This window comes from Paenarthrobacter sp. YJN-D (assembly GCF_015040335.1).
GTDB lineage: Bacteria > Actinomycetota > Actinomycetes > Actinomycetales > Micrococcaceae > Arthrobacter > Arthrobacter nicotinovorans.
Map to the genome: position 1 here is coordinate 3,143,828 of NZ_CP053549.1, position 20,720 is coordinate 3,164,547.

General features: G+C 63.5%; 17 protein-coding genes and 2 tRNA genes. 5 read left to right on the plus strand and 14 right to left on the minus strand.

The genetic code is table 11. From position 1 onward, the window contains the following. Positions 1–59: 59 nt before the first annotated feature. The 3 genes from HMI60_RS14590 to HMI60_RS14600 are packed head-to-tail and all read right to left on the minus strand — an operon-like array spanning position 60 to position 3,166. On the minus strand, positions 60–965 hold the full coding sequence (locus tag HMI60_RS14590; RefSeq protein ID WP_193589850.1) for a carbohydrate ABC transporter permease: 906 nt from the start codon (positions 963–965) through the stop codon (positions 60–62). Then, positions 965–1,909 carry a carbohydrate ABC transporter permease gene (locus HMI60_RS14595; RefSeq protein ID WP_110503815.1) on the minus strand — a complete coding sequence of 315 codons (945 nt, stop codon included), beginning with the start codon at positions 1,907–1,909 and terminating at the stop codon, positions 965–967. The genes HMI60_RS14590 and HMI60_RS14595 overlap by 1 nt, the downstream gene beginning before the upstream one ends. A gap of 24 nt (positions 1,910–1,933) precedes the next feature. Continuing rightward, positions 1,934–3,166 (minus strand): ABC transporter substrate-binding protein, encoded by a 1,233-nt coding sequence (locus tag HMI60_RS14600; RefSeq protein ID WP_181423261.1) that lies wholly within the window; start codon positions 3,164–3,166, stop codon positions 1,934–1,936. 279 nt (positions 3,167–3,445) lie between these two features. Between HMI60_RS14600 and HMI60_RS14605 the strand changes: the two genes are divergently transcribed. Then, on the plus strand, positions 3,446–4,675 hold the full coding sequence (locus HMI60_RS14605) for an ROK family protein (RefSeq protein WP_110503813.1): 1,230 nt from the start codon (positions 3,446–3,448) through the stop codon (positions 4,673–4,675). A 38-nt stretch (positions 4,676–4,713) separates the two neighbouring features. On the opposite strand, the gene HMI60_RS14610 is transcribed toward HMI60_RS14605, so the two are convergent. The 9 genes from HMI60_RS14610 to HMI60_RS14650 all read right to left on the minus strand — a co-directional run bounded on the left by HMI60_RS14610 (position 4,714) and on the right by HMI60_RS14650 (position 13,657). Next, a complete protein-coding gene (locus HMI60_RS14610; protein ID WP_039242464.1) occupies positions 4,714–6,285 on the minus strand; it encodes a Na+/H+ antiporter in 1,572 nt (523 codons plus the stop codon). A gap of 128 nt (positions 6,286–6,413) precedes the next feature. Further along, positions 6,414–7,070 carry an SDR family oxidoreductase gene (locus tag HMI60_RS14615; RefSeq protein ID WP_018776748.1) on the minus strand — a complete coding sequence of 219 codons (657 nt, stop codon included), beginning with the start codon at positions 7,068–7,070 and terminating at the stop codon, positions 6,414–6,416. Between the two features lie 61 nt (positions 7,071–7,131). Then, positions 7,132–7,205 (minus strand) — tRNA-Met (locus tag HMI60_RS14620). Positions 7,206–7,266: 61 nt separating this feature from the next. Then, positions 7,267–7,338 (minus strand) — tRNA-Thr (locus HMI60_RS14625). 118 nt (positions 7,339–7,456) lie between these two features. Then, the gene (locus HMI60_RS14630) at positions 7,457–7,999 is read right to left on the minus strand and encodes a LysM domain-containing protein (RefSeq protein ID WP_193589851.1); all 543 of its coding nucleotides are present in this window, start codon (positions 7,997–7,999) and stop codon (positions 7,457–7,459) included. Between the two features lie 212 nt (positions 8,000–8,211). Then, positions 8,212–10,398: a DEAD/DEAH box helicase gene (locus tag HMI60_RS14635; protein ID WP_079580800.1), complete on the minus strand. Its 2,187-nt coding sequence runs from the start codon at positions 10,396–10,398 to the stop codon at positions 8,212–8,214. A 381-nt stretch (positions 10,399–10,779) separates the two neighbouring features. Then, entirely contained in the window at positions 10,780–11,436 is a 657-nt protein-coding gene (locus tag HMI60_RS14640) for an MOSC domain-containing protein (RefSeq protein ID WP_193589852.1), read from the minus strand. A 32-nt stretch (positions 11,437–11,468) separates the two neighbouring features. Beyond that, positions 11,469–12,143, minus strand: a complete 675-nt coding sequence (locus HMI60_RS14645) for a response regulator (protein WP_018776752.1) — start codon at positions 12,141–12,143, stop codon at positions 11,469–11,471. After that, positions 12,140–13,657, minus strand: coding sequence for an ATP-binding protein (locus HMI60_RS14650; RefSeq protein ID WP_018776753.1), 1,518 nt, complete (start codon positions 13,655–13,657; stop codon positions 12,140–12,142). The genes HMI60_RS14645 and HMI60_RS14650 overlap by 4 nt, the downstream gene beginning before the upstream one ends. 152 nt (positions 13,658–13,809) lie before the next feature. Between HMI60_RS14650 and HMI60_RS14655 the strand changes: the two genes are divergently transcribed. The 3 genes from HMI60_RS14655 to HMI60_RS14665 are packed head-to-tail and all read left to right on the plus strand — an operon-like array spanning position 13,810 to position 17,263. Next, positions 13,810–14,532 carry a Tat pathway signal protein gene (locus HMI60_RS14655; protein ID WP_193589853.1) on the plus strand — a complete coding sequence of 241 codons (723 nt, stop codon included), beginning with the start codon at positions 13,810–13,812 and terminating at the stop codon, positions 14,530–14,532. A 2-nt stretch (positions 14,533–14,534) separates the two neighbouring features. Further along, the gene (locus tag HMI60_RS14660; protein ID WP_193589854.1) at positions 14,535–15,740 is read left to right on the plus strand and encodes a glutathionylspermidine synthase family protein; all 1,206 of its coding nucleotides are present in this window, start codon (positions 14,535–14,537) and stop codon (positions 15,738–15,740) included. Continuing rightward, a complete protein-coding gene (locus HMI60_RS14665) occupies positions 15,737–17,263 on the plus strand; it encodes an APC family permease (RefSeq protein ID WP_193589855.1) in 1,527 nt (508 codons plus the stop codon). The genes HMI60_RS14660 and HMI60_RS14665 overlap by 4 nt, the downstream gene beginning before the upstream one ends. A 72-nt stretch (positions 17,264–17,335) precedes the next feature. On the opposite strand, the gene HMI60_RS14670 is transcribed toward HMI60_RS14665, so the two are convergent. Next, a complete protein-coding gene (locus tag HMI60_RS14670) occupies positions 17,336–18,694 on the minus strand; it encodes a glycosyltransferase 87 family protein (RefSeq protein ID WP_227453540.1) in 1,359 nt (452 codons plus the stop codon). A gap of 132 nt (positions 18,695–18,826) precedes the next feature. Here HMI60_RS14670 and HMI60_RS14675 point away from each other — a divergent pair, with 132 nt between their 5' ends. Continuing rightward, positions 18,827–20,002 (plus strand): acyl-CoA dehydrogenase family protein, encoded by a 1,176-nt coding sequence (locus HMI60_RS14675; RefSeq protein ID WP_193589856.1) that lies wholly within the window; start codon positions 18,827–18,829, stop codon positions 20,000–20,002. Positions 20,003–20,039: 37 nt separating this feature from the next. Here the strand turns inward: HMI60_RS14675 and HMI60_RS14680 are convergent, their stop codons facing one another. Continuing rightward, a complete protein-coding gene (locus HMI60_RS14680) occupies positions 20,040–20,654 on the minus strand; it encodes a TetR/AcrR family transcriptional regulator (RefSeq protein ID WP_018776759.1) in 615 nt (204 codons plus the stop codon). Positions 20,655–20,720: the final 66 nt, after the last annotated feature.

A 20,720-nucleotide genomic window follows, 5' to 3' on the forward strand; every position in this document is an offset into this window, starting at 1 on the left:
ATCTAAATTTAGCTCCGGGACCAGTATGAAACGCCGGTCGCGGAAGGTCAATATTTGGTCTAGCCCTTGACGGCGCCTTGGGTGACACCGGCCATGACCCACCTCTGCGTGAAAAGGTAGGCAATGATTGCCGGTGCCATCGCCATCAGGTACGAGGCAAAAGACACGTGGTAGTTGTTGCTGAATTGGGTCTGGAACAGGTTTTGCCGGACCGGAAGCGTCTGCAGCGCCGGATCCGAAATGATCAGCGACGGCATCATGAAGTCATTCCACGCATAGAGGAAGGCAAAGATCCCTACTGTGGCGCTCATGGGTGCCAGGAGCGGGAAGATCAGCTTCCAAAAGGTCTGCCACGTGGTGGCTCCGTCAATCCTGGCGCTCTCTTCAAGTTCCATGGGGATTGAACGCAGAAACGCCGTGAAGAGCAGCACGCTGAAGCTCAGCTGGAACATGGTAGCCAAGAGGATGACGCCGAAAGGGTTGTCCAGTCCGAGGCGGCCCGTGAGTTGGATCTGCGGGAGGGCAACCACCGGGAACGGAATGAACATGGCACCCAGCAGGTAGAAGAACGAGTACCTGAAGAACCGGCGTTCCCAATTGCGCACGATTGCATATGAGGCAAAGGCAGCCAGGACGATGGTAGCCACGACGGTCCCCGCCGTGACCAGCAACGACATCGCAGCGCCCACCGGGAAATTCGTCAAGGTCCATGCCTGGACGAAGCCGTCAATGCTGAACGGTGCGGGAAGGGAAAAGGCGTTGCCGTCCACTGCCTGGCCCTGGGTCTTGAAGGCCATTGAGATCGTGACATACAGGGGCAGCAGGACAGTCACCGCACACAGCACAAGGATGGTGGTTGCCGGCCAGTTGACGCGCTCCGGGGACGGAGCAGCTTTCTTCCGCCGGTCGGTCCGGGTACCGGTCCCGTGTTGGGTGTCATCAATGGTGAGGGCTTGAGTGGTCATCAGAGTGCGTTCCGTCCGCGAGTCAGCGAAAGCTGAAGGAGAGAGATCAGGATGGCGACCACGAAGAAGATCGTGGCGTTCGCCATTTGGTAGGCGTAGTCCCCGCCATTGAAGCCCGCAATCACTGTCATGGCGATGCTTCTGGTGGAGGTACCCGGGCCACCGTTCGTCAGCCCCACAATGATGTCGAAGGCGTTCAGGAAGCCCTTGAAACCGAGGATGACGTTGATTACCACATAGCCGGCAACGAGTGGAAGCGTGATCCTTGTCAGCTGCTGGAACTTTCCGGCACCATCGATCTCGGCGGCCTCGTAGACATCCCCCGGCACGGCCACCAGCCCCGCGATGTAGATCAGCAATGCTCCCGGAACGGCCTGCCAGGCAGTCACCAGCACCACCGCGATCCATGCAAGGTCCGGGTTGGCCAGCAGGCTGTTTTCCAACCACGGGATTCCAGCCGCAGCGCCGGCCGCGGGCAGGGAATTCGAGAACAGGAAGTTGAAGACGTAAGCGATGATGATGCCGGAGACCACCATCGGAATAACGAAGACCGTCCGCAGTGCTGTCTTCATCCGGATGCGCGCGGTCAGTCCCACAGCCAGCAGGAAGGCAACCAGGTTGACGGCGATTACCGTGACGATCGAAAAACCGAACGTGAACAGGTAGCTCTGCAGGATGGCAGGATCACTGAAGATCGCGATGTAGTTGGTGAGGCCGACGAAGTCCCAGTCCCCGATTCCGATGGAGTCGGTGAAGCTGAAGAAGATGCCGATAATGCCGGGAACCGTGATGGCCAGGGTGAACAGGACCAGGCTCGGCACCAGGAAGAAGTAGAAGATGGGTTCCACCCGGCGCTTGCTACGCAATGCGGGGCCGGCCTTTTGCCGGCGGCCTTGCCCTTGGCCGGACGTGGTGGATGTGGATGACGTGGTCATGCTGGACATGTGTCTGACTCCCTGGAATCTGCACTACTGGCGGAACGCCAGCCGCGCCCAATCTGCGTCGAGTGTGCGGAGGGTGGATGCAGGGGATGCGCCGAAGACGATTGCCTGCGTGTAGTTCATGATGGGGATGGTGCGCGGAACCAGCACCGATGGGCCTTGGTACACGCGGGACTGCTCGTAGTACTCCACCATTCCCGCAACCCGGGGGTCGGTGGCCTTGGCGGAATCCTTGGTGGGCGCAAAGCCCAGCTGCGATGCGTTGTAGGAGTCGATTACTTCAGGACGGTAGAGGTACTCCAGGAAGTCGCGCGCGGCTTCCTTGTGCTGTGACGCTTCCGGGATCCAGGCCGCAAGGTCGACGTTGACGCGGACGCGCAGATCCTGGGGGTCCTCGGTCATCGGCAAGGGGAACGTACCCAGGTCCATGCCGGGGGCCGTCTTGGCAATTTCACTGAACGCCCAGGGCCCCTGCAGGTACATGGCCGCCTTGCCTTGGGAGAACGCGAGGTTGCCGTCCCCGTACGCCCGGCTCGCGGCATCCTTGTTGACGTAGTTCTGCGCCAGCGTCAGCATCTTCCCCACGGGCTGGTCAAAATCCTTTTGGAAGGACGCCGATGAATCCGGCCCCACCCGGGTGCCTTCGGCGTCGAGCTTCTTGAAGAAGTCAAGGGTGTCCACTTGGCCGCCCACCGAGTAGTCGAACCATCCTTGCGCAATCGTCCAGTCGTCCTTCCACGTGGCGTAGAAGGGGGTGACACCCGCTGCCTTCAGGGCATCACACGCTGCGATCAGTTCGCTCCAGGTCCTGGGCACGGCGATGTTGTGCGCTGCGAAGATCTCCTTGTTGTAGATCACCGAGGACGCCATAACCGAGTACGGCAATGCACTGGTGCGGCCGGGATAGGAACCGTACTGGTCCATAAGCGGCTGGAGGTCCCCACGGATACGGCCGGCAGCTTCAGTGCCGGACAAGTCACTGAGTGCTCCCCTTTGCACGAAGCGGGAAGTCTCCATGTTGTAGTTCGCCAAGGCCACGTCCGGCGGGTTGCCCCTGACGAAGCTGGCCGAAACGACGTCCACGCCAGAGGTGTCCAGTACTACCTCGGTTTTGTCCTGGGAGGCGTTGTAGTCTGCGACGAGCTTGGTCATGAAGCCGATGGCCTCCCGCTTGCTGAAGGTGAAGCGGATGGTCTCCTTGCCTGGTGCCCCGGTACAGCCCGAGAGGAGACCGGCCAGGAGGGCCAACCCCAAAACCATCGCCGCCAGGCGTTTCCTGCGCGTTGCTTTCACAGACTCCGTAGTCCTTTCGTCGCGGGAACTCCGGATGGCTTCCATGCCATGGCGGAGTGGCCGGCCGCGGCCTCGTCCCCAACTTTTGATAGGTGATAAATTTATAACCCATCGATAATGTTGGGTGATGGGCGCCACAGCGTCAAGTGGTAGACGAAATGTGTTGTCATCTAAATTTATGCACTAAATTTAGATGCACCGTCCCGTCACTCCGATGGGCGGCTTCTTCATCCATCGGGAGTCGGAATGCTGACCGGAACTGCTCCGTCCACCCAACTCGTCCGCCGGGTCAATGCCGGCGCGATGCTCAAGGCCATGCGCGGCGCCGGAGTGGTGACAGGCACGGAACTGATGGCGTCCACCGGACTCTCCCGCGCCACGGTCATCTCCATCTGCGACGAACTGGTCAGGCTCGGGTGGCTCCAGGAACTGGAGAACCAGCGGGGAGCCGGGGAATACGTCAAAGGCAGGCCGGCCCGACGCTTCGTTTTCGACGACAGCGCGGCCACCGTGATCGGAATCGACATCGGCGCCAACAAGATCACCGCGATCGTGGCTGACATGGCCGGCACTCCACTCTCCCAAGTCACCATGTCCTTCCGGACGGACACCGTGGGCGCCGATGAGCGTGCCGATGTCCTGGACAAGATCGCAGCAGACGCGTTGGAGAAGGCGGGCGCGACAGCGGACTCCGTACTGGCCGTTTCCGTCGGAGTTGCTGCCCCGGTCAGCCGTGACGGGGAAGTCCTGACCGCCCAGGAATTCTGGAAGTCCTTCGATGTCCGCGGGATCATCTCCGAGCGGCATGGATGGAAAGTACTCCTGGAAAACGATGCCAACCTGGCCGCGTTGGCCGAGCGATGGCAGGGCACAGCCCAAGGCGTGGACAACCTGGTGGTCATGCTGGCCGGCGACCGGCTGGGTTCCGGCATCCTGGAGTCCGGCCGCTTGCTGCACGGCCAGCGTGGCGGATTCGGGGAGCTCGGGTTCCTCGAAAACGTAGACGGCGTCGGCGACACCTACGGAATAGCCCACTACGCAGTGCTCTGGGGACAGGAGGCCCTTGAATCGCCGGGGGACAACTCGGTACTGGGCGAACTCTGCGGCCACGATCCCGCCGCACTGACCGCTGAAATGGTCTTCAAGGCAGCAGCCGACGGCGATCATGCCGCTTTGAAGGCCCTGGAGCGCGTGGCAGGGCGCATGGCCCGGGTGATCGGTTCCATCGCCACGTTGGTCAACCCTGAGCTGGTGGTCATTGCAGGCGGCGTGGCACCCTCGGCCCAAGCTTTGCTTCCTGGCATTGCGAAGCAGCTGCCGGACTTCACCTTTACTCCCCCGCGGCTGGCTGCCTCGGTCCTGGGCGACGGGATCGTGTCGCTTGGCGCAATCCGCCACGCCCTGGACTACGTAGAGGAACACGCCCTGGACCTTTACCCGGCCTCCTTACCGAAACACCCGGCGTCGAAACACTAAGCGTCGACACATAAAGCGCCGAAAAACAGAGTGGCCGGTTAGTCCGGCATCGACATGGTGCGCAGGTCCAGCTGACGCAGGACTCTGTCCGCGACCTCGGGGTCGGTCCCCAATTCGTTGCGGGCTGCCACCACTTCCTGGCGTGCCGCATCGAGGGCAATGGTCTGCACGGCGATGGACAGTTCGCGTCCCCGCTTGCGCTTTTCGGCCGCCGATTCATTCCGCAAGGTGCCGTCCAGCAGTTCGGCGTGGAGACGCCGCATCTTCTCCTTGATCAAGGCAACCTTCTCCGGCGGAAGTTCCTTCATGAGATCGTGCTCCTTGAGGGCGGCAACTGCGGCAGACTGGGCCCGCTTGGCCAGCTCCTTGGCTGCGTCCTTTTCATGGGAGCCGTCCTCCGTGGCGTCCAGAACCCGCATCAGCCATGGGAGGGTTAGCCCGGGAAGAACCAGGGTGGCCAGAAGTACGGCGCAGGAAATGACCAGGATCTCGTGCCGCGCGGGGAAATCGCTGCCGTCAGGCAACGTCAGCGGCAGTGCCAACGCAAGCGCCAACGTGGCAAGCCCGCGCATTCCGCACCAGGTCAGGATCAGCACCTCCTTGGGCGAGGTGGGCTGCAGGAGGTTGCGCCGCCGTCGGGCCGTCAGGGCAAGCAGCCCAAGCCATAGGTACCGCACCACGAAAACAAGAACACAGATGACAACCGCCATCCCGATCATCCCGAAGATGGCTGTTCCTTCGTCCCGGATGACCTGGCGGATTTCCAGCCCCACCAGGCCGAAGGCAAGGCCCGTGGCGAGCAGCTCCACCACGTCCCAGAAGGCTGTCCTGGTGACGCGCTCAGCGGCGTCCTGGGGACGCGCATGGCGCTGCAGTTCCAAAGCGGTGACGACGACGGCCACCACACCTGAGGCGTGGAGCTCTTCGGCGAGGATGTACGCCGCAAAAGGAACCACCAAGGTCACGGCGCTGCGGGCCACCATGGAAGTCACCAGCTTGGTGATGAACCGGGTCAGCAAGCCCATGGCAATGCCGATCACCACAGCCAGTGCCGCGCCCAGCACGAACTGGGGGATCACCTCCGGGCCCACTTCCTTGCCGGACATCGTGGCGGCCACGGCGGCCTGGAAGATCACGATGGCCGCGGCATCGTTGAAGAGGCCTTCGCTTTGCAGGACCGTCACGAGCCGGCGCGGCATATGCACCCGCCCGGCCACGGACTCCACTGCCACGGGATCGGGGGGCGCCACCATGGCACCCAATGCGATCGCAGCAGGGATTCCAATGCCCGGAATCATGAGCCAGGCAGCACCGGCCACCGCAGCAGTGGAGACCACCACCAGGGCAACGGCCAGCAGCAGCAGTGTCCGCCAGCGCACCCGAAACACCGCCCACGAACTCTTCTGCGCCGTGGCGAACAGCAACGGAGGAAGGAAGATCGGCAGGATCAGTTCCGGCGAAATTTCAAACTCGGGGAAGCCCGGAATGAAGGTGAGCGCGACCGCAAGGAGCAGCATCAGGACCGGATAAGGAAGCCGGAGCCGGTCCCCCAGGCCAACAGCAACCACCGTTGCAAGCAGCAATCCGACTATGAGCGCCAGCTGGTCCATTTTCCTGCTTCCCCGGATGGTGTAAGGCCCTTCCCCGGGCAACACCGGAAAAGTTCCCTACCAACATATCCCGAGGCACAGGCCTTCCCCCGACCGCAGCCCACCCATGAGGGGAACCGGTCCGGGTGTCAGTCCTTGGTGAGGGCGTCCACCACGTCCTCGGTCCCGTCCTTGAACGGGATGGTACGTCCAACGGTCCCGGGCAGTTCCAGGACGGCCGCAGCGACGAGCGCAACATTGGCCCGGGAGGTCCCGGTGCCCTCGCCCGGATTTTCCGGGTTCAGCTCGATCAGGCCGGTGGCGGGGTCGTCCGTCAGGGTGCCAGGGCCCAAAACAGTCCAGTCCAGCTCAGTGCCGCGCAGGTAGTCATCGGCCGCGGCCTTGGACTCCGCGTAGGCGAAGAAGGGGTTCTCCGGAGGGACCCCGTGATCCTTGGAAGCACCGAGGTAGGAAACCATGACATACCTTTGGACGTCCGCTTCTGCCGCGGCGACCATGGAACGGATGGCAGCGTCCCGGTCCACGGCGTATGTCCTGGCAGGATTGCCTCCGCCTGCGCCTGCGGACCAGACCACGGCGTCATGGCCCCGGAGCGCTTGGGCGAGTTCCGCCGTCGTCGAATTTTCAACGTCGAGCACCTCGGCGGAGGCGCCCGTCTCCGTGACATCCGCCACGTGGTCGGGATTGCGGATGAACGACGTGACGTCGTGACCTTCACCACTAAGAATCCGGGACAGATGCAGGGCCACTTTCCCGTGGCCGCCAATAATCGCGATTCGGCTCATGGACCCATTGTGTCCCATAAACGAAAAACCCCGCAGACAACATCTGCGGGGTCTTGCTCTGTAGCGGTGGGGAGGCTCGATCTCCCGACCTCACGATTATGAGTCGTGCGCTCTAACCAACTGAGCTACACCGCCACGAATGAGAAAAACCTGTGTCAAGCCGGTCAAAACCGCCTTGACACAGGCCCTCATCCAGAGCCCCCCACCGGAATCGATCCGGTGACCTCGTTCTTACCAAGAACGCGCTCTACCACTGAGCTAGGGGGGCAACGAGTAAATACTCTACCGGACGTTTTCAGAAGCTACAAATCGGCGAATCGACGGGGAAAAACCGCGTCGACACAATTTGCAAAGACGCACTTTTGCTGATCTACAAACGGAGAAAATCAGGGCAGGCGCAGCACTTGGCCCGGGTAGATCTGGTCGGGATTGGGCACCGTGTCCGCATTGCTTGCGATCAAGGCACCAAGGTCCACTCCGAACTGCGCAGCGATCCCGCTCATGGTGTCCCCCTGTTCCACCACGACTTCGGTGACACGCGGCGCCACCGGCCCGGGCTGTCCTGTCCCTGCTGCGGCCTCAGCGGCCGCCTCCTGCGCCTGTGGCTGCACTTCCGGGGCATCGGGTTCCAGTCCCTCCTGCGAGGCCTCCTCTGCGGCTGCTGCGTCCGCTGCTGCCTGCTGCTGCGCAGCTTGGGCTGCCGCGGCTTCGGCTGCGGCAGTGTCCGATGCTGAAACCTCGACGGCGGCGGCGTCCTCCGCGGCCTGGGTCACGGCAGTCTGGTCCTCCTGGGGCGCGGCCGCGACGCTGTCCGCAGGAACGCTGTCCGTGTGTTGCCTGTCGTCGTGCTCTGTGTCCCTATGGCCTCGGTCCCCGTCTTTCTTGTCCCCGAAGCCAAGGTTCTTCTTCAAGTTATCCAGCAATCCCATGGAGCACTCCCCTGTTCTGCGCGGTTCGGTCTGTGCCTCGATCGTACGGCCGGTGTCAGCCGGGCGGAACCCGGTCCTGCCCGATATCCCGCTGCACAACGCGAAGGGTCGGGCGAACAAGACCGGGACTGGCCCGTTAAATGCCTCAGGGGGCCGGCTCGAAAGCCGGCCCCCTGAAGGGAACTACCTAATGTTTACTACCGGGCTGGTGTTTACCACTTGCCCTTGCGGTTGAAGTCGCGGTTGCTGCCTTCGCCACCCGTGCGGGGCTTGCGGGCACCGTCACCGTGACCACCGAAGCGTGAGCCGCTGGCCTGGCCGCGGTCGCGGTCGCCGTAGCTGCCTGCCGTGCGCTCGGTGCGGTCGCTGTAGGAGCGGCCGCCACGGTCAGCGGAGGAACGCTCGCCGTCGGACTTGCGGAATTCCTTCTTGAATCCGCCGTTGCCCTTGAAGTTGCCGCCTCCGCGGTTTTCACGGTCGCCGTAGCCGCCGCGTCCGCCACCGGAGTAGCCGCCACGCTCGCTGTTGGGCCTGCGGCCGTTATCCAGCTCAAGGTGGATCAGCTCGCCACCGATGCGGGTGCGGGACAGTGCGCGCAACTGCTCGGGGCTCAGGTCTGCCGGGAGCTCCACCAGGGAGTGGTCCGAGCGGATGTCGATGCCACCGATCTGTGCGGAGGAAATGCCGCCTTCGTTGGCAATGGCACCCACGATGGAGCCCGGCATGACGCGCTGGCGGCGTCCGACGGCGATCCGGTAGGTTGCGTTGCCCTCGGTGAGCGCACGGGTCGGGCCACGGGAACCGAAGCCGTCCTTGGAGCGCTCGCGCTTCTGGTACTCCGGAGCTGCGGGCAGTTCCTTGACCAGCAAGGGCTGTCCTCCCTGCGCCATGACGGCCAGGGCGGCTGCGATCTCCGAAGCCGGAACGTTGTGCTCTTCCTCGTAGGAGGCGATGAGGTCGCGGAACGCAGCAACATCCTCGGACGCGAGCGTCTCGGTGATGCGCTCGGCGAACTTGCCCAGGCGAAGTGTGTTGACGGTCTCCGCGGTCGGCAGGTGCATCTGCTCCACCGGCTGGCGGGTGGCCTTTTCGATGGAACGCAGCAAGTACTTCTCACGCGGCGTCATGAAGAGGATCGCGTCACCGGAACGGCCTGCACGGCCGGTGCGGCCGATGCGGTGCACGTAGGACTCGGTGTCGTGGGGGATGTCGTAGTTGATGACGTGGCTGATGCGCTCAACGTCAAGGCCACGGGCCGCGACGTCGGTAGCTACCAGGATGTCGATACGGCCTTCCTTGAGCGCGTCAACAGTGCGTTCGCGCTGCTGCTGCGGGATGTCGCCGTTGATGGCGGCAGCCTGGAAGCCACGGGACTTCAGCTTGTCGGCAAGGTCCTCGGTAGCCATCTTGGTGCGCACGAAGGCGATGACGCCGTCGAAGTCTTCAACCTCAAGGATGCGGGTCAGGGCGTCCAGCTTGTGCGGGCCCATGACCTGGAGGTAACGCTGCTTGGTGTTGGCACCCGTGGTGGTCTTCGACTTCACGGAGATTTCGGCAGGGTTGTTCAGGTACTGCTTGGACATGCGGCGGATCTGGCCCGGCATGGTGGCAGAGAACAGGGCAACCTGGCGGCTCTCGGGGGTCTGCTGGAAGATCTGCTCCACGTCATCGGCGAAGCCCATGCGCAGCATTTCGTCAGCTTCGTCAAGAACGAGGTACTGAAGCTCGGAGAGGTCCAGCGAACCCTTGGCGATGTGGTCGATCACGCGGCCGGGGGTACCGACAACAACCTGGGCACCGCGGCGCAGGCCGGCGAGCTGGGGGCCGTAAGCCGAGCCACCGTACACCGGGAGGACCGTGAAGTCATCAATGTGCTTGGCGTAGGAAGTGAACGCCTCGGCAACCTGCAGGGCCAGTTCACGCGTAGGAGCCAGGACCAGGGCCTGGGTCTTGCGGGACGGGCCGTTGAGGTCGTGGAGTTCGGCCAGGCGGGAAAGGGCAGGAACAGCGAAAGCTGCGGTCTTGCCGGTACCGGTCTGGGCGAGACCGACGACGTCGCGGCCTTCAAGCAGCAGGGGGATGGTGGCTGCCTGGATGGGGGACGGCTTTTCGTAGCCGACATCCTGCAGGGCGGCCAGAACGCGGCCATCGATACCAAGATCGACGAACTTAACGCCTTCTTCTTCCTCTTCTTCTGCTTTGGGGGCAGGAGCTTCGGTCTCTTCTGCCTTGGGGGCAGGAGCTTCGGTGAAGGCGGGGGCTGCAGACTCAGCTGCGGCAGTCTCGACGGGGGCAGCGGCAGCAGCCGGTGCTTCAGCTTCGGCGGGTGCGGTGACCTCTGCTGTTTCAGCGGAGTCGGTGTTCCGTGCGTCGAAGTTTTCGTTGAGATTTTCGGTCATAGGGGGAAATTCCTCATCCATAGGGCAGTCGGCGCGGCCCGGTTGGGCTTGGCCGCATTACTCGTCGCAAAAGCAGGCAAGGTGCCCTGCTTTCGCAAGAAGTCCGGCGCTATCGCAATCCCATGGCAGGACTTCCCGCTGCATCTCTTGGCTGCTATCCCAGCAGTCTGTACAGCGTTTTCTTTAGCCGGCTCTCCCTATGAAAATGCCCGCACACATTTGCGGGCCCCAACACTTACCAGTCCTGCCTCAAGAATTGGGCAGGATAAAGGGATTTCCGGAGTGGGGGATATTTCAAGTGTAGGGCACAGGGTGGCCCCACCGCGACTTAAGAACCCGCGATGGCCGGGTGAGCTTGTTCACACCCGGCATCCGGAGCTGCTAGAGTCCGCTCCTCCGCAGCACTTTTTCGAACTCGGGGCGGTAATCCTCCTGCAAACGGATCTCCCCGTCCGCCTCCGCATCAAGCAGGGTCTGGACCAGTTCCGGAGTCGGATCGCTGAACCACTGGCCAACGGTGATTCCGTGCTTGGGAATGAACGTGCGGTGGATATGGTCCCCCGCTGAGATGCTTCCCGTCTTGACCACCCGCAGGTAGGTGCCCACCCGCCCGGCCTCGGAAAAGCGCTTGACCCACGTTGGTTCCCCCAAAACGCGTTGGAAGGTGGCGCAGGGTGTGCGGGGAGAGGTCACTTCAAGTTCCACATCCAGTCCGACCTTCCACCTTTCGCCGATCACAGCACCCGTGGTCTCAATGCCGGATACACGCAGGTTCTCGCCAAAGATTCCCGCGGGAAGGTCCCGCTGCAACTCGCCGGACCAGTAATCGGCGTCCTCCTGCGAATAGGCGTAAATGGCCTGGTCTTCCCCACCGTGATGCAGACGGCTGGCCTGCACGTCCCCATGGATACCCAGCTTGTGGACCTTGACCGGTCCCTCGATGGGACGTTTGTCGATGGCGGTGACGCCCACGCTTCCCAGGGGATCGGGAAGCAGTTGATGGACGCGGCAAACGGCAAGGACGGAAGCGGTGTTCATGGGCACCAGTCTACGGATGGGCGGGCAGGGGATTAAGGATCAAAACGGTAGCCCATCCCCGCTTCCGTATGCAGGTGGCGGGGTTCGGCGGGATCCCGTTCCAGCTTGCGCCTCAGCTGGGCGATGTAGACCCGCAGATACTGGGTTTCCTTGGCATAGGCCTGCCCCCAGACCTGGGTGAGGATCTGCTGCTGGCTGACCAGCTTGCCCTTGTTCCGGACCAGCAGCTCGAGGATGTTCCACTCAGTGGGGGTCAGCCGGACTTCGGCCCCGTCCTTAACTATCCGCTTGCCGGCCAGGTCCACCACGAAATCGGCGGTGGCCAACGTTGGCTCTTCGGCCCCGGTGACCACACGACGCGACGCCACCCGGAGCCGGGCAAGAAGCTCATCCAAACCAAAGGGCTTGGTCACGTAGTCGTCCGCACCGGCGTCGAGCGCCTCCACTTTGTCCTCCGAAGCGTGCCGGGCCGACAAAACGATAATGGGCATGCTGCTCCAGCCGCGGATGCGGCGGATGATCTCCACGCCATCGATGTCCGGCAAGCCAAGGTCCAGCACCACGATGTTGACCGGATGCTTCGCGGCCGCACTTAGCGCGTCGGCTCCGTTGCCCACTGTCAGGGCCTGGTATCCGTGGGCTTGGAGGGTGACCTGCATGGCCCGGGCAATGCGGGCCTCGTCCTCAACGATCAACACCAGCGTCACAGCGGATCACCTGCCCACAGCGGCAAGGTGACAACCATGGTCAAGCCGCCACCCGGCGTCGGCTCCGCCGCGAGCCTGCCGCCCATGGCCTCGCTGAAGCCCTTCGCCACGGCAAGCCCCAAACCGATTCCGCCGCCGGTCCCTGTTCCTCCCACGGGCGCGCCCGTAGACGAATCACCAAAGCGCTGGAACGGCTGGAACATGGTGAGGACCTCCTCGTGGCCCACACCCTTCCCGTGATCCGTGATCCGCAGTTCGCTGGCGGGCTGCTCCCCCAGGGTGATGCCCTCGCCGGTCCTGGCCGTCAGCACTACATCCGAGTCGGGGGCGTACTTCATGGCGTTCTCCACAATATTGGCGACAACCCGCTCCAGCATCCCTGCGTCCGCCTGGACGGGCGGCAGGTTGGGTGGCAGTTCGTTGCGCAGCCGCTCGTGCGGCACGCCCCGCAACGCGTCCGGCAGCACATCCGACCACAAAATCCCGCTCAACAACGGATTTACGGCGTCGGCAGTAATGCGGGACATGTCCAGGAGGTTGTCCACCAGGTGGTCCAGGCGGTCCGCATAATCCTCGATGGTCTCCAACAGCTCCCGCTCGACTTCCCGGGGAAACGTCACATCCTCCTGCCGGAGACTGCTGACAGCGAGCTTGATTCCGGCCAAGGGAGTCCTCAAATCGTGGGACACCGCCCGGAGGATGGACGTCCTCATCTTGTTGCCCTCGGACAGCCGGATGTTGTCCCTCCGGCTCTTCACCAACTGCTGCCGCTCCCGCACCGCCACCACGAACGCGCCGAACGCCACCAGCATCCGCTGATGCTGCGGAGACAAGGGCCCTCCGCGCAGCAGCAACGTGTAATGCGGATCGACGACGGCGGCGTGGTCGGCAGCGGCATGCGTCACCGGCGGATTGGGGCCGGCGCTGGCGAGGACGCGCCATTCGGCAGGGGCGCCTCGGGCGGCGGTGGCCGTCGAGCCGAGGAGCGTCACGGCATCCATGCCGAGATTGCCGCGTACTTTCTCCAGGAAGGTCTCCAGGCTCCCATCCGAGCTCAGTATCCGGAGGGCAAGTTCACTCAGTGCCGTGGCCTCCGCCCCTGACCTTGCCGCTTCCTGCGCCCGGCGGCTGGCCAGGCCCACGGCCAAGGCCACTCCGCAGGCTACGGCCAGGAAGACCACCAAGGTGAACAACGTGGTGGGATCCGCAATGGACAACGAACCAACAGGGTCTGCGGAGAAGTAGTTAAGGAGGAAGCTGCCCAGGACCGCTGCCACTACGGCCGGCCAGAGACCCCCAATGGCCGCTACCGCTACAGCCACGGCCAGTTGGAGAAGCATGATCATGGCGAAGTTGCGGAAATTAAGGACAGTAACCGCCAGTTCCACCGCGGGCGGCAACAGAAGCGCCAGGACCAGTCCTGCCGTTACCCGTCCACGGCCGATACCGCGCACGGTGGGAAACCTCAGCAGCGCGCCGTCATCGCCGTTGCCCTGAGCCTCAGTTCCCGCCATGGCTACATCCTTACACGGTTCCAAAGGTGGGTACTTCTCCCCACTTTCCGCCGGGGTGAGTGCCTGCGGCGTTCGCAAGGACTAGGCTTGCTCTGAGCATTCCGGTCCCGGCGTGGCGCCGGGCACACCACGGTCTATCCAGGGGGATACACATGGACCCGAAAGACAGCCCTGACGCGGCCGGCAACAAAGGCAGCGGCGGGGACAACAACGATGCCTTCAACGCGGCCAACAACCCTCCCAAGCCGCCGCCATGGCAGGTACCGAAGCCGGAACTCCATCCTGAGCTCTTCACCCCTGTCGAAGACGGTCCGGAAGAGGGCGGAAAGCCGGCAAAGAACAAGCCGGCGAGGAACAAGAAGGTACCAGCCGGGGCAACAGCTGCCAGCGGCGCAGCAGGCCAACCCCAATCGGGGCAACCCCTCCCCGTCGTGGACCCGTTCGAACGCGAACGCGAACGTGATGCCGCCGCCGCAGCCAAGAAGAAGAAGCGTTCCCAGCGCCGCACCGTCGTGGTGGGCTTGGGCGTGACGGCCCTGCTGGCTGGAACCATCACCGCCATCGTCGCCTCCAACGAGCAGGAAGCTGACTACGCCCAGGTCTGTTTCAACGAAGAAACCGGCGAGCGCGTCGACGATGACCAGTGCAACAACAGCAGCTCCGCAGGCCGGAGCTCCGGGGTTTATGCCTGGTACTTCTACTCGCGCGGTGCCAGTGTGCCCGCCGTCGGCCAGAACCGCAGCTCCTACCCGACCGCCACCAAGACGGTGCCCCAGGGAGCCAAGTCCTCCACGGGATACAGCACCAAAGGCGGCACGGTCAGTCGTGGTGGCTTCGGCAGCAGTTCCAAAAGCGGCGGAAGCTCGGGAGGCTAGGCGTGCGTCGACTGCACTCCGCGCCCAGGCCGGACTGGAAGCAAAAGATCGAAGAACAGGGCCTGGTTTTCTCCACCACCACCATGCCCGATGGCCGCAAGATCGAGTACTGGAACGAATCGGCCTACTACGAGTTCACCGTGGACGAGGTGGAAACCCTCGAGAAGACCGCCGAGGACATGCACCTCATGTGCCTGGAGGCAGCGAAGTACCTTGCCAGCGGCGCCATGGGCGACATCGGCATCGGGCGCCAGGCGCTGGAGCTTGCCGCCGAGTCGCTCCAAGCCGGGGACATGGACATCTACGGCCGCTTCGACTTCATTTATGACGGCAAAGGCGGCCCGGCGAAAATGCTGGAGTACAACGCCGACACCCCCACAGGACTGATCGAAGCGTCGGTTGCCCAGTGGTTCTGGTTGCAGGATGTCTTCCCGGAGAAGGACCAATGGAACGGCATCCACGAAGCCCTGATCCGGCAATGGAAGAAATTGCAGTTCCGCACCGGCATGAGCACCCTGCATGTTGCCCATTCCGAAGCCGAGGAGTCCGGCGAGGACTGGATGACGGCTGCCTACATGCGCGATGTGGCCAGCCAGGGCGGCTGGACCACCATCGGTATCAACATGTCCGACATCGGCTGGGATCCCAACCTGAACCGGTTCGTGGACCTGGACAATTTCATGATCAGCACCATGTTCAAGCTGTACCCGTGGGAACTGATGATGAAGGAGCCTTTCGGGCACCGCCTTTTGCAGCGCGCCCACAACCCGCGCTGGGTGGAACCGGCATGGAAAATGCTGCTGTCCAACAAAGCCCTGCTGGCCGCCCTGTGGCACCTCTACCCGAACCATGAAAACCTCTTGCCCGCCTACCTGGGAGACCCCGGACCGCTGAAGGAATGGGTGGCCAAGCCACTTCACGGACGCGAGGGCGACAACATCCGGATCCATGCATCCGGCATCGACATCTCCCAGCCCGGCGGATATGGCAGGGAAGGCTGGTGCTACCAGCAGTACCATCCGCTCCCCGACTACGACGGAAACCACCCGGTCCTGGGCCTGTGGGTGGTGGACGGCGAGTCTGTAGGGTGTGGAATCCGCGAGTCGGACGGGCCCATCACGGACTACTTCTGCCGCTTTGTTCCCAACACCATCGACTCCCCCGCGCCTGTCGCGCCCCCTGCTACTTCCTATGGAGCTGCACTATGAGCACTGAAACCTCGACGCCGGGTGGCGGCACGGCGGGCGGCGACCGTACCGCCGTCGTACCTTCCAAAGGCCTCCACGCAGGGATCCTGGACCTGGGTGACTCCGTCATGCTGGGGCTGGCGTCCACCGCGCCTGTGTACTCGCTGGCGGCCACGCTGGGCCTCATTGTTGCTGTCAACGGGAACTACACACCGTTGATCCTGGTCCTCGGATTCATCCCCGTCCTGTTCATTGCCTATGCCTTCCGTGAACTCAACAGCGCCATGCCGGACTGTGGAACAACGTTCTTCTGGGCCCGCAAAGCGTTTGGTCCGTGGGCCGGCTGGCTGGGAGGTTGGGGCGTGGCCCTGGCCGGGATCGTGGTGCTGGCAAATCTTGCCCAGATCGCCGGGAAGTACCTCTGGCTGCTGGTAGGGGATGGTTCATTGGCGGAGAACAAGTGGCTGGTGACCGCGACCGGCGTGCTGTTCATCGTGTTCGTGACCTACGTGAACCACCGCGGCATCAGGCTGGGCGAACACGTCCAGAGGACACTGACTTACATCCAGTACATCTCGCTGGGCATCTTCGCGGTCGCGATCATTTTCCGGATCGCAGGCGGCGCGCCCGAGGGGCAGGCGTTCGACTTTGAATGGTTCAACCCCGCTGGGGCGTTCGCCGATCCCGGTGCCGTGGTCCACGGCGCCTTGCTGGCGTTGTTCATTTACTGGGGTTGGGACACCTGCCTCGCCCTGAACGAAGAAACCGAGAACCCGGCCAAGACTCCCGGGCGCGGTGCCGTGATCTCTGCTTCCGTGCTGGTGGCGATCTACGTTTCCGTCGCCCTGCTGGTGATGATGTACGCGACCATTGGAACCGACGGCATCGGACTGGGCAACGAAGCAAACCAGGACGACGTCTTCCTGGCCATGAAGGATGTCGTTCTGGGCCCCTGGGGCTGGCTGATAGTCGTCGCAGTCCTGGCGTCCGTCCTGTCCTCCACGCAGACCACCATCCTGCCGACGGCGCGCGGCACACTGTCCATGGGTGTACACGGTGCCCTCCCTGCACGCTTCGGCAAGGTCCACGAGCGCTTCATGACGCCGGGCTTCTCCACCCAGGTGATGGGCGCGGTGGCCGTGGTCTACTACGTGGTTATGAGCTTCCTGAGCGAGAACCTGCTCTCCGACTCCATCAGCGCCATCAGCCTGTTCATCGCTTTCTACTACGCACTGACCGGGTTCTCCTGCGTCTGGTACTTCCGCTCGACACTCCGGGACTCCGCCCGCAATCTCTGGTTCCGGGGCATCCTTCCGCTTCTGGGCGCTCTGTCACTCACAGCGGCGTTCTTCATCTCCGCGGTCCAGATGTGGGACCCGGCGTACGGCGATACGCAGATCTTCGGGATCGGCGGAGCTTTCGTGAGCGGCGTGCTGCTCCTGGCACTCGGCGTGGTCCTGGCAATTGTGTGCCGTTTCGCTCCCTCCACCCGGGCTTACTTCACGGGTGAGCGGGCCGACGCCGGAGTGGTACGCGGCGAGTAGCGGGCAGCTCAACTGCGGAGTCGGGGCAGCTCAACTGCGGAGTCGGGGCAGCTCAACTGGACTTGGGGCTGCTCAGCTGCGGACTTGGGCTGCGGCCCACTCCCGCAGCCGTGTGGGAACGTCCGGCACCTCGTCAGTGCGGATAGCGTTCCGGCGCAGCGCCCCAAGCCAGCACGCAAGGATGGCGACGGCGCAGAAAACGCCGGCGCTGGAGGCCATGATCCACATACCGGGCGTCTGGACGTTCAGGTCAGCGGCGCCGAGCATTGTGCCGATGGTCTTGGGCGAGAAGAAGAACGCCAGGGTGGCGAGAACGAGAACAGCTGACATCACCGTCCGCTGGGCCTTCAGGCGCACCGGGGTGTCCTTGATGGTCCAGGCAAACGCGGGCAGGACCACGGCCATCCAGACCCAGTGGTGAGACCAGGAAACCGGGCTGATGAGGAGCATGGCCAGGGCTGTGGTGGAGACGGCCACGACCCGGGCACCCTGTTGGCTCGCTGCCCTGATCAGGAAGGCCGCCAGCACCAACGTGCCCAGACTCAGGGCGAGCCAGGGCAAGGTCACGGCATCCTGGGGTACTCCGAAGTGCAGCAGCGCACCCTTGATGGAGAGGTTGTCCACGTAGCCGGCCCCGCCGATCCGGGAGGTGTCGGGCAGGATCTCCACCCAGAACTTCAAGGACTCCGCCGGGCGCACAACCCAGCCAAGCAGGACGGTAAAGGCGAATCCCAGGGACATGTTCGCCAGGCCACGCCAGTCTTTGCGCATCAGGAAATACAGTCCGAACACCAGGGGTGTCAGCTTGATGCCTGCGGCGACACCCACCAGGAACCCGCTTGCCCGGGAACCCCTGCGCCTGGAGAGCACCAGCAAGTCCAGCACCATGAGGCCCATCAGCAGGATGTTGATCTGGCCAAAGGCCAACGTCTCGCGCCACGGTCCCAGGAAGAGGATCGCAAGGAAGAGGGCTGCAGCAATCCAACAGCCCTTCGTGGAGGAGAGCGCGCCCCGGAGGTCCGTCTTGGATGACCAGTAACGGACAATCGTGACCGCCACCCATCCGGCCACGGCAACACCGGCAACGTTGAAGAGGTTGAGGGCCATGGTTTGCGGCAACCGGGCCAACAACCCAAACACCAGCGCGGCAAAGGGCGGGTAGGTGAAAGGAAGCTGGGGGCCGCCGGCCGTCGCCACGGTGGGGCCATAAAGGTCCGAGGGTGAGGCACCGGCCTGGTTCAGGATGCTCCCGCCGAACCAGTACACGCTGAAGTCCAGGCCCTGTTTGGCCCATTCGGCGAGCATGATCCACACCGGAAACACCACCGCCGCCACGGGCAGCAGGCGCAGCAGCACCGAAGACGTCGGCGCAGTTCTTTGTGGTCGCGAGGCGGCCGCTGTGGCCCTTGGATCGACGTCAGGCAGTGCCATACAAAATCCCCCAAAATAGCAAAGTCGCAATGGGGGAAGTGTGTCGCCCCCGCACCCATCCTACTGAAGGGCCTCCAGGCATCCGCTGAAGCGGGTGGAGCTCCGGCAGCTGCGGGCGCCTACGATGCTGGAATGAGAGATTCAACGACGAACACCTCCGACGTCCTCGCCCTGGACTCCTTGCTTTCGGATGAAGAGCTGGCCCTACGCGATAAAGTCCGCGATTACACCAGCCAGCGGATCCGCCCGAACATCTCACGCTGGTACGAAGACGGGGTCTTTCCCCGGGAGATCGCTCCTGAGCTGGGCGAGCTCGGCGTCCTGGGCATGCACCTGGACGGTTACGGCTGTCCCGGCCGGACCGCCGTCGAATATGGCTTGGCAGCCATGGAGCTGGAAGCCGGCGATTCCGGCATCCGGACCTTCGTCTCGGTGCAGGGTTCACTCGCCATGACCGCCATCCACAAGTGGGGCTCGGAGGAGCAGAAGGAGCAATGGCTCCCCCGGATGGCTGCGGGCGAACTGATCGGCTGCTTCGCGCTGACCGAACCGACGGCAGGATCCGATCCGTCGTCCATGACCACCGAGGCCCGTGAGACATCCGAGGGCTGGATTCTCCACGGCGCCAAGCGCTGGATCGGCCTCGCCTCCATTGCCGATGTGATGGTGGTGTGGGCAAAGACTGATGACGGCATCCGCGGCTTCCTTGTTCCAGCCGGGACGGACGGCGTCACCGCCACGCCGATCGAGCCCAAGCTCTCCATGCGCGCGTCCATTCAGTGCGATGTAACGTTCGACGCCGTTCGGCTGGGGCCGGCGGCAATCCTCCCGGGCGCCCTGGGACTGAGGGGCCCGTTCTCCTGCTTGAACGAGGCACGCTACGGAATCGCGTGGGGCGCCATGGGGGCGGCGCGTGATTCCTACGAGGCCGCACTTTCCTACGCCGCTGACCGTTTGCAGTTCGGGCGACCGTTGTCCGGCTATCAGCTCACCCAGGAGAAGCTGGTGAACATGCTGCTGGAAATCCAGAAGGGCACCATGCTGGCCCTTCACCTCGGCCGGTTGAAGGATGCCGGGCAGCTCCAGCCGCAGCAGATTTCCATGGGCAAGCTGAACAATGTCCGGGAAGCCATCAAGATCGCCCGCGAAGCCCGCACCATCCTGGGCGGCAACGGCGTCACACTGGACTACTCGCCCCTTCGGCACGCCAACAACCTGGAATCGGTAAGAACGTACGAGGGCACGGACGAGGTCCACACCCTGATCCTGGGCCAACACATCACTGGCATCGGGGCGTTCCGCGGCTGACCCGCCCACGCGGCTGCCCCAACTGGCCCGCTGACCCCTAGTTGGGTTCCGGGAGGATCACCAGTTCCAGGTAGCCGCGAAGGCCCTTGGCCACGTCCACCTGGTCCGGGGCAAGGAGCCATTGGGTTTGGAGTCCGTCCCAGAGAGCCACCAGGGAGGTCGCAGCTTGGTCCGGATCCACGCCCGGGCGGAGCCTGCCAACAGCTGCGAGTTCCTCGAACCGCCGGCCGTAGCTTGCGCGCAACCGCTCGTAGCGCTCGGTGAAGTAGTCCCGGCCAGGGTGCTCATCCGTGACCGATTCGGCGCAGAGGACCGTGTAAAGCTCAATCACTCCGGGAATGTCCTCGTTGTAGAGGGCCGTCCGGATGACGGAATCGGCCAAGCCCTCTTCCATGTCGTCGGGAAAAGCGCCACTGGTGATCTCGTCCCGACGTTCCAGGACGGACATCAGGAGGTCGCGCTTGGACGGGAAATAGTGCAGCAAGCTTGTCTGGCTCATCCCTGCACGGTCCGCGACGTCCTGCAGCGATCCCCCGCGGTAGCCACGTGCAGCGAACACCGCATGCGCAGCGTCCAGAATCGTCTGGCGCCGTTCCTCGGATTTCGCGTAAGGGCCGCGCTTCGCTGCGCGGGCCACGTCCTTTGTGGTCATGGCTAGCCAGTGTACGCGGATCCCGGCCTCTCTTGAAATTCGAGTGACCACTCGAATTATCTGTTA

What these genes read in the sequence shown, in the direction of transcription:
- HMI60_RS14630 (WP_193589851.1), bottom strand. Translation starts at nt 7,999, where the DNA reads ATGGGATTGCTGGATAACTTGAAGAAGAACCTTGGCTTCGGGGACAAG.
- HMI60_RS14610 (WP_039242464.1), bottom strand. Translation starts at nt 6,285, where the DNA reads ATGGACCAGCTGGCGCTCATAGTCGGATTGCTGCTTGCAACGGTGGTT.
- HMI60_RS14600 (WP_181423261.1), bottom strand. Translation starts at nt 3,166, where the DNA reads ATGGTTTTGGGGTTGGCCCTCCTGGCCGGTCTCCTCTCGGGCTGTACC.
- HMI60_RS14680 (WP_018776759.1), bottom strand. Translation starts at nt 20,654, where the DNA reads ATGACCACAAAGGACGTGGCCCGCGCAGCGAAGCGCGGCCCTTACGCG.
- HMI60_RS14635 (WP_079580800.1), bottom strand. Translation starts at nt 10,398, where the DNA reads ATGACCGAAAATCTCAACGAAAACTTCGACGCACGGAACACCGACTCC.
- HMI60_RS14595 (WP_110503815.1), bottom strand. Translation starts at nt 1,909, where the DNA reads ATGTCCAGCATGACCACGTCATCCACATCCACCACGTCCGGCCAAGGG.
- HMI60_RS14655 (WP_193589853.1), top strand. Translation starts at nt 13,810, where the DNA reads ATGGACCCGAAAGACAGCCCTGACGCGGCCGGCAACAAAGGCAGCGGC.
- HMI60_RS14615 (WP_018776748.1), bottom strand. Translation starts at nt 7,070, where the DNA reads ATGAGCCGAATCGCGATTATTGGCGGCCACGGGAAAGTGGCCCTGCAT.
- HMI60_RS14605 (WP_110503813.1), top strand. Translation starts at nt 3,446, where the DNA reads ATGCTGACCGGAACTGCTCCGTCCACCCAACTCGTCCGCCGGGTCAAT.
- HMI60_RS14650 (WP_018776753.1), bottom strand. Translation starts at nt 13,657, where the DNA reads ATGGCGGGAACTGAGGCTCAGGGCAACGGCGATGACGGCGCGCTGCTG.
- HMI60_RS14675 (WP_193589856.1), top strand. Translation starts at nt 18,827, where the DNA reads ATGAGAGATTCAACGACGAACACCTCCGACGTCCTCGCCCTGGACTCC.
- HMI60_RS14670 (WP_227453540.1), bottom strand. Translation starts at nt 18,694, where the DNA reads ATGGCACTGCCTGACGTCGATCCAAGGGCCACAGCGGCCGCCTCGCGA.
- HMI60_RS14665 (WP_193589855.1), top strand. Translation starts at nt 15,737, where the DNA reads ATGAGCACTGAAACCTCGACGCCGGGTGGCGGCACGGCGGGCGGCGAC.
- HMI60_RS14640 (WP_193589852.1), bottom strand. Translation starts at nt 11,436, where the DNA reads ATGAACACCGCTTCCGTCCTTGCCGTTTGCCGCGTCCATCAACTGCTT.
- HMI60_RS14590 (WP_193589850.1), bottom strand. Translation starts at nt 965, where the DNA reads ATGACCACTCAAGCCCTCACCATTGATGACACCCAACACGGGACCGGT.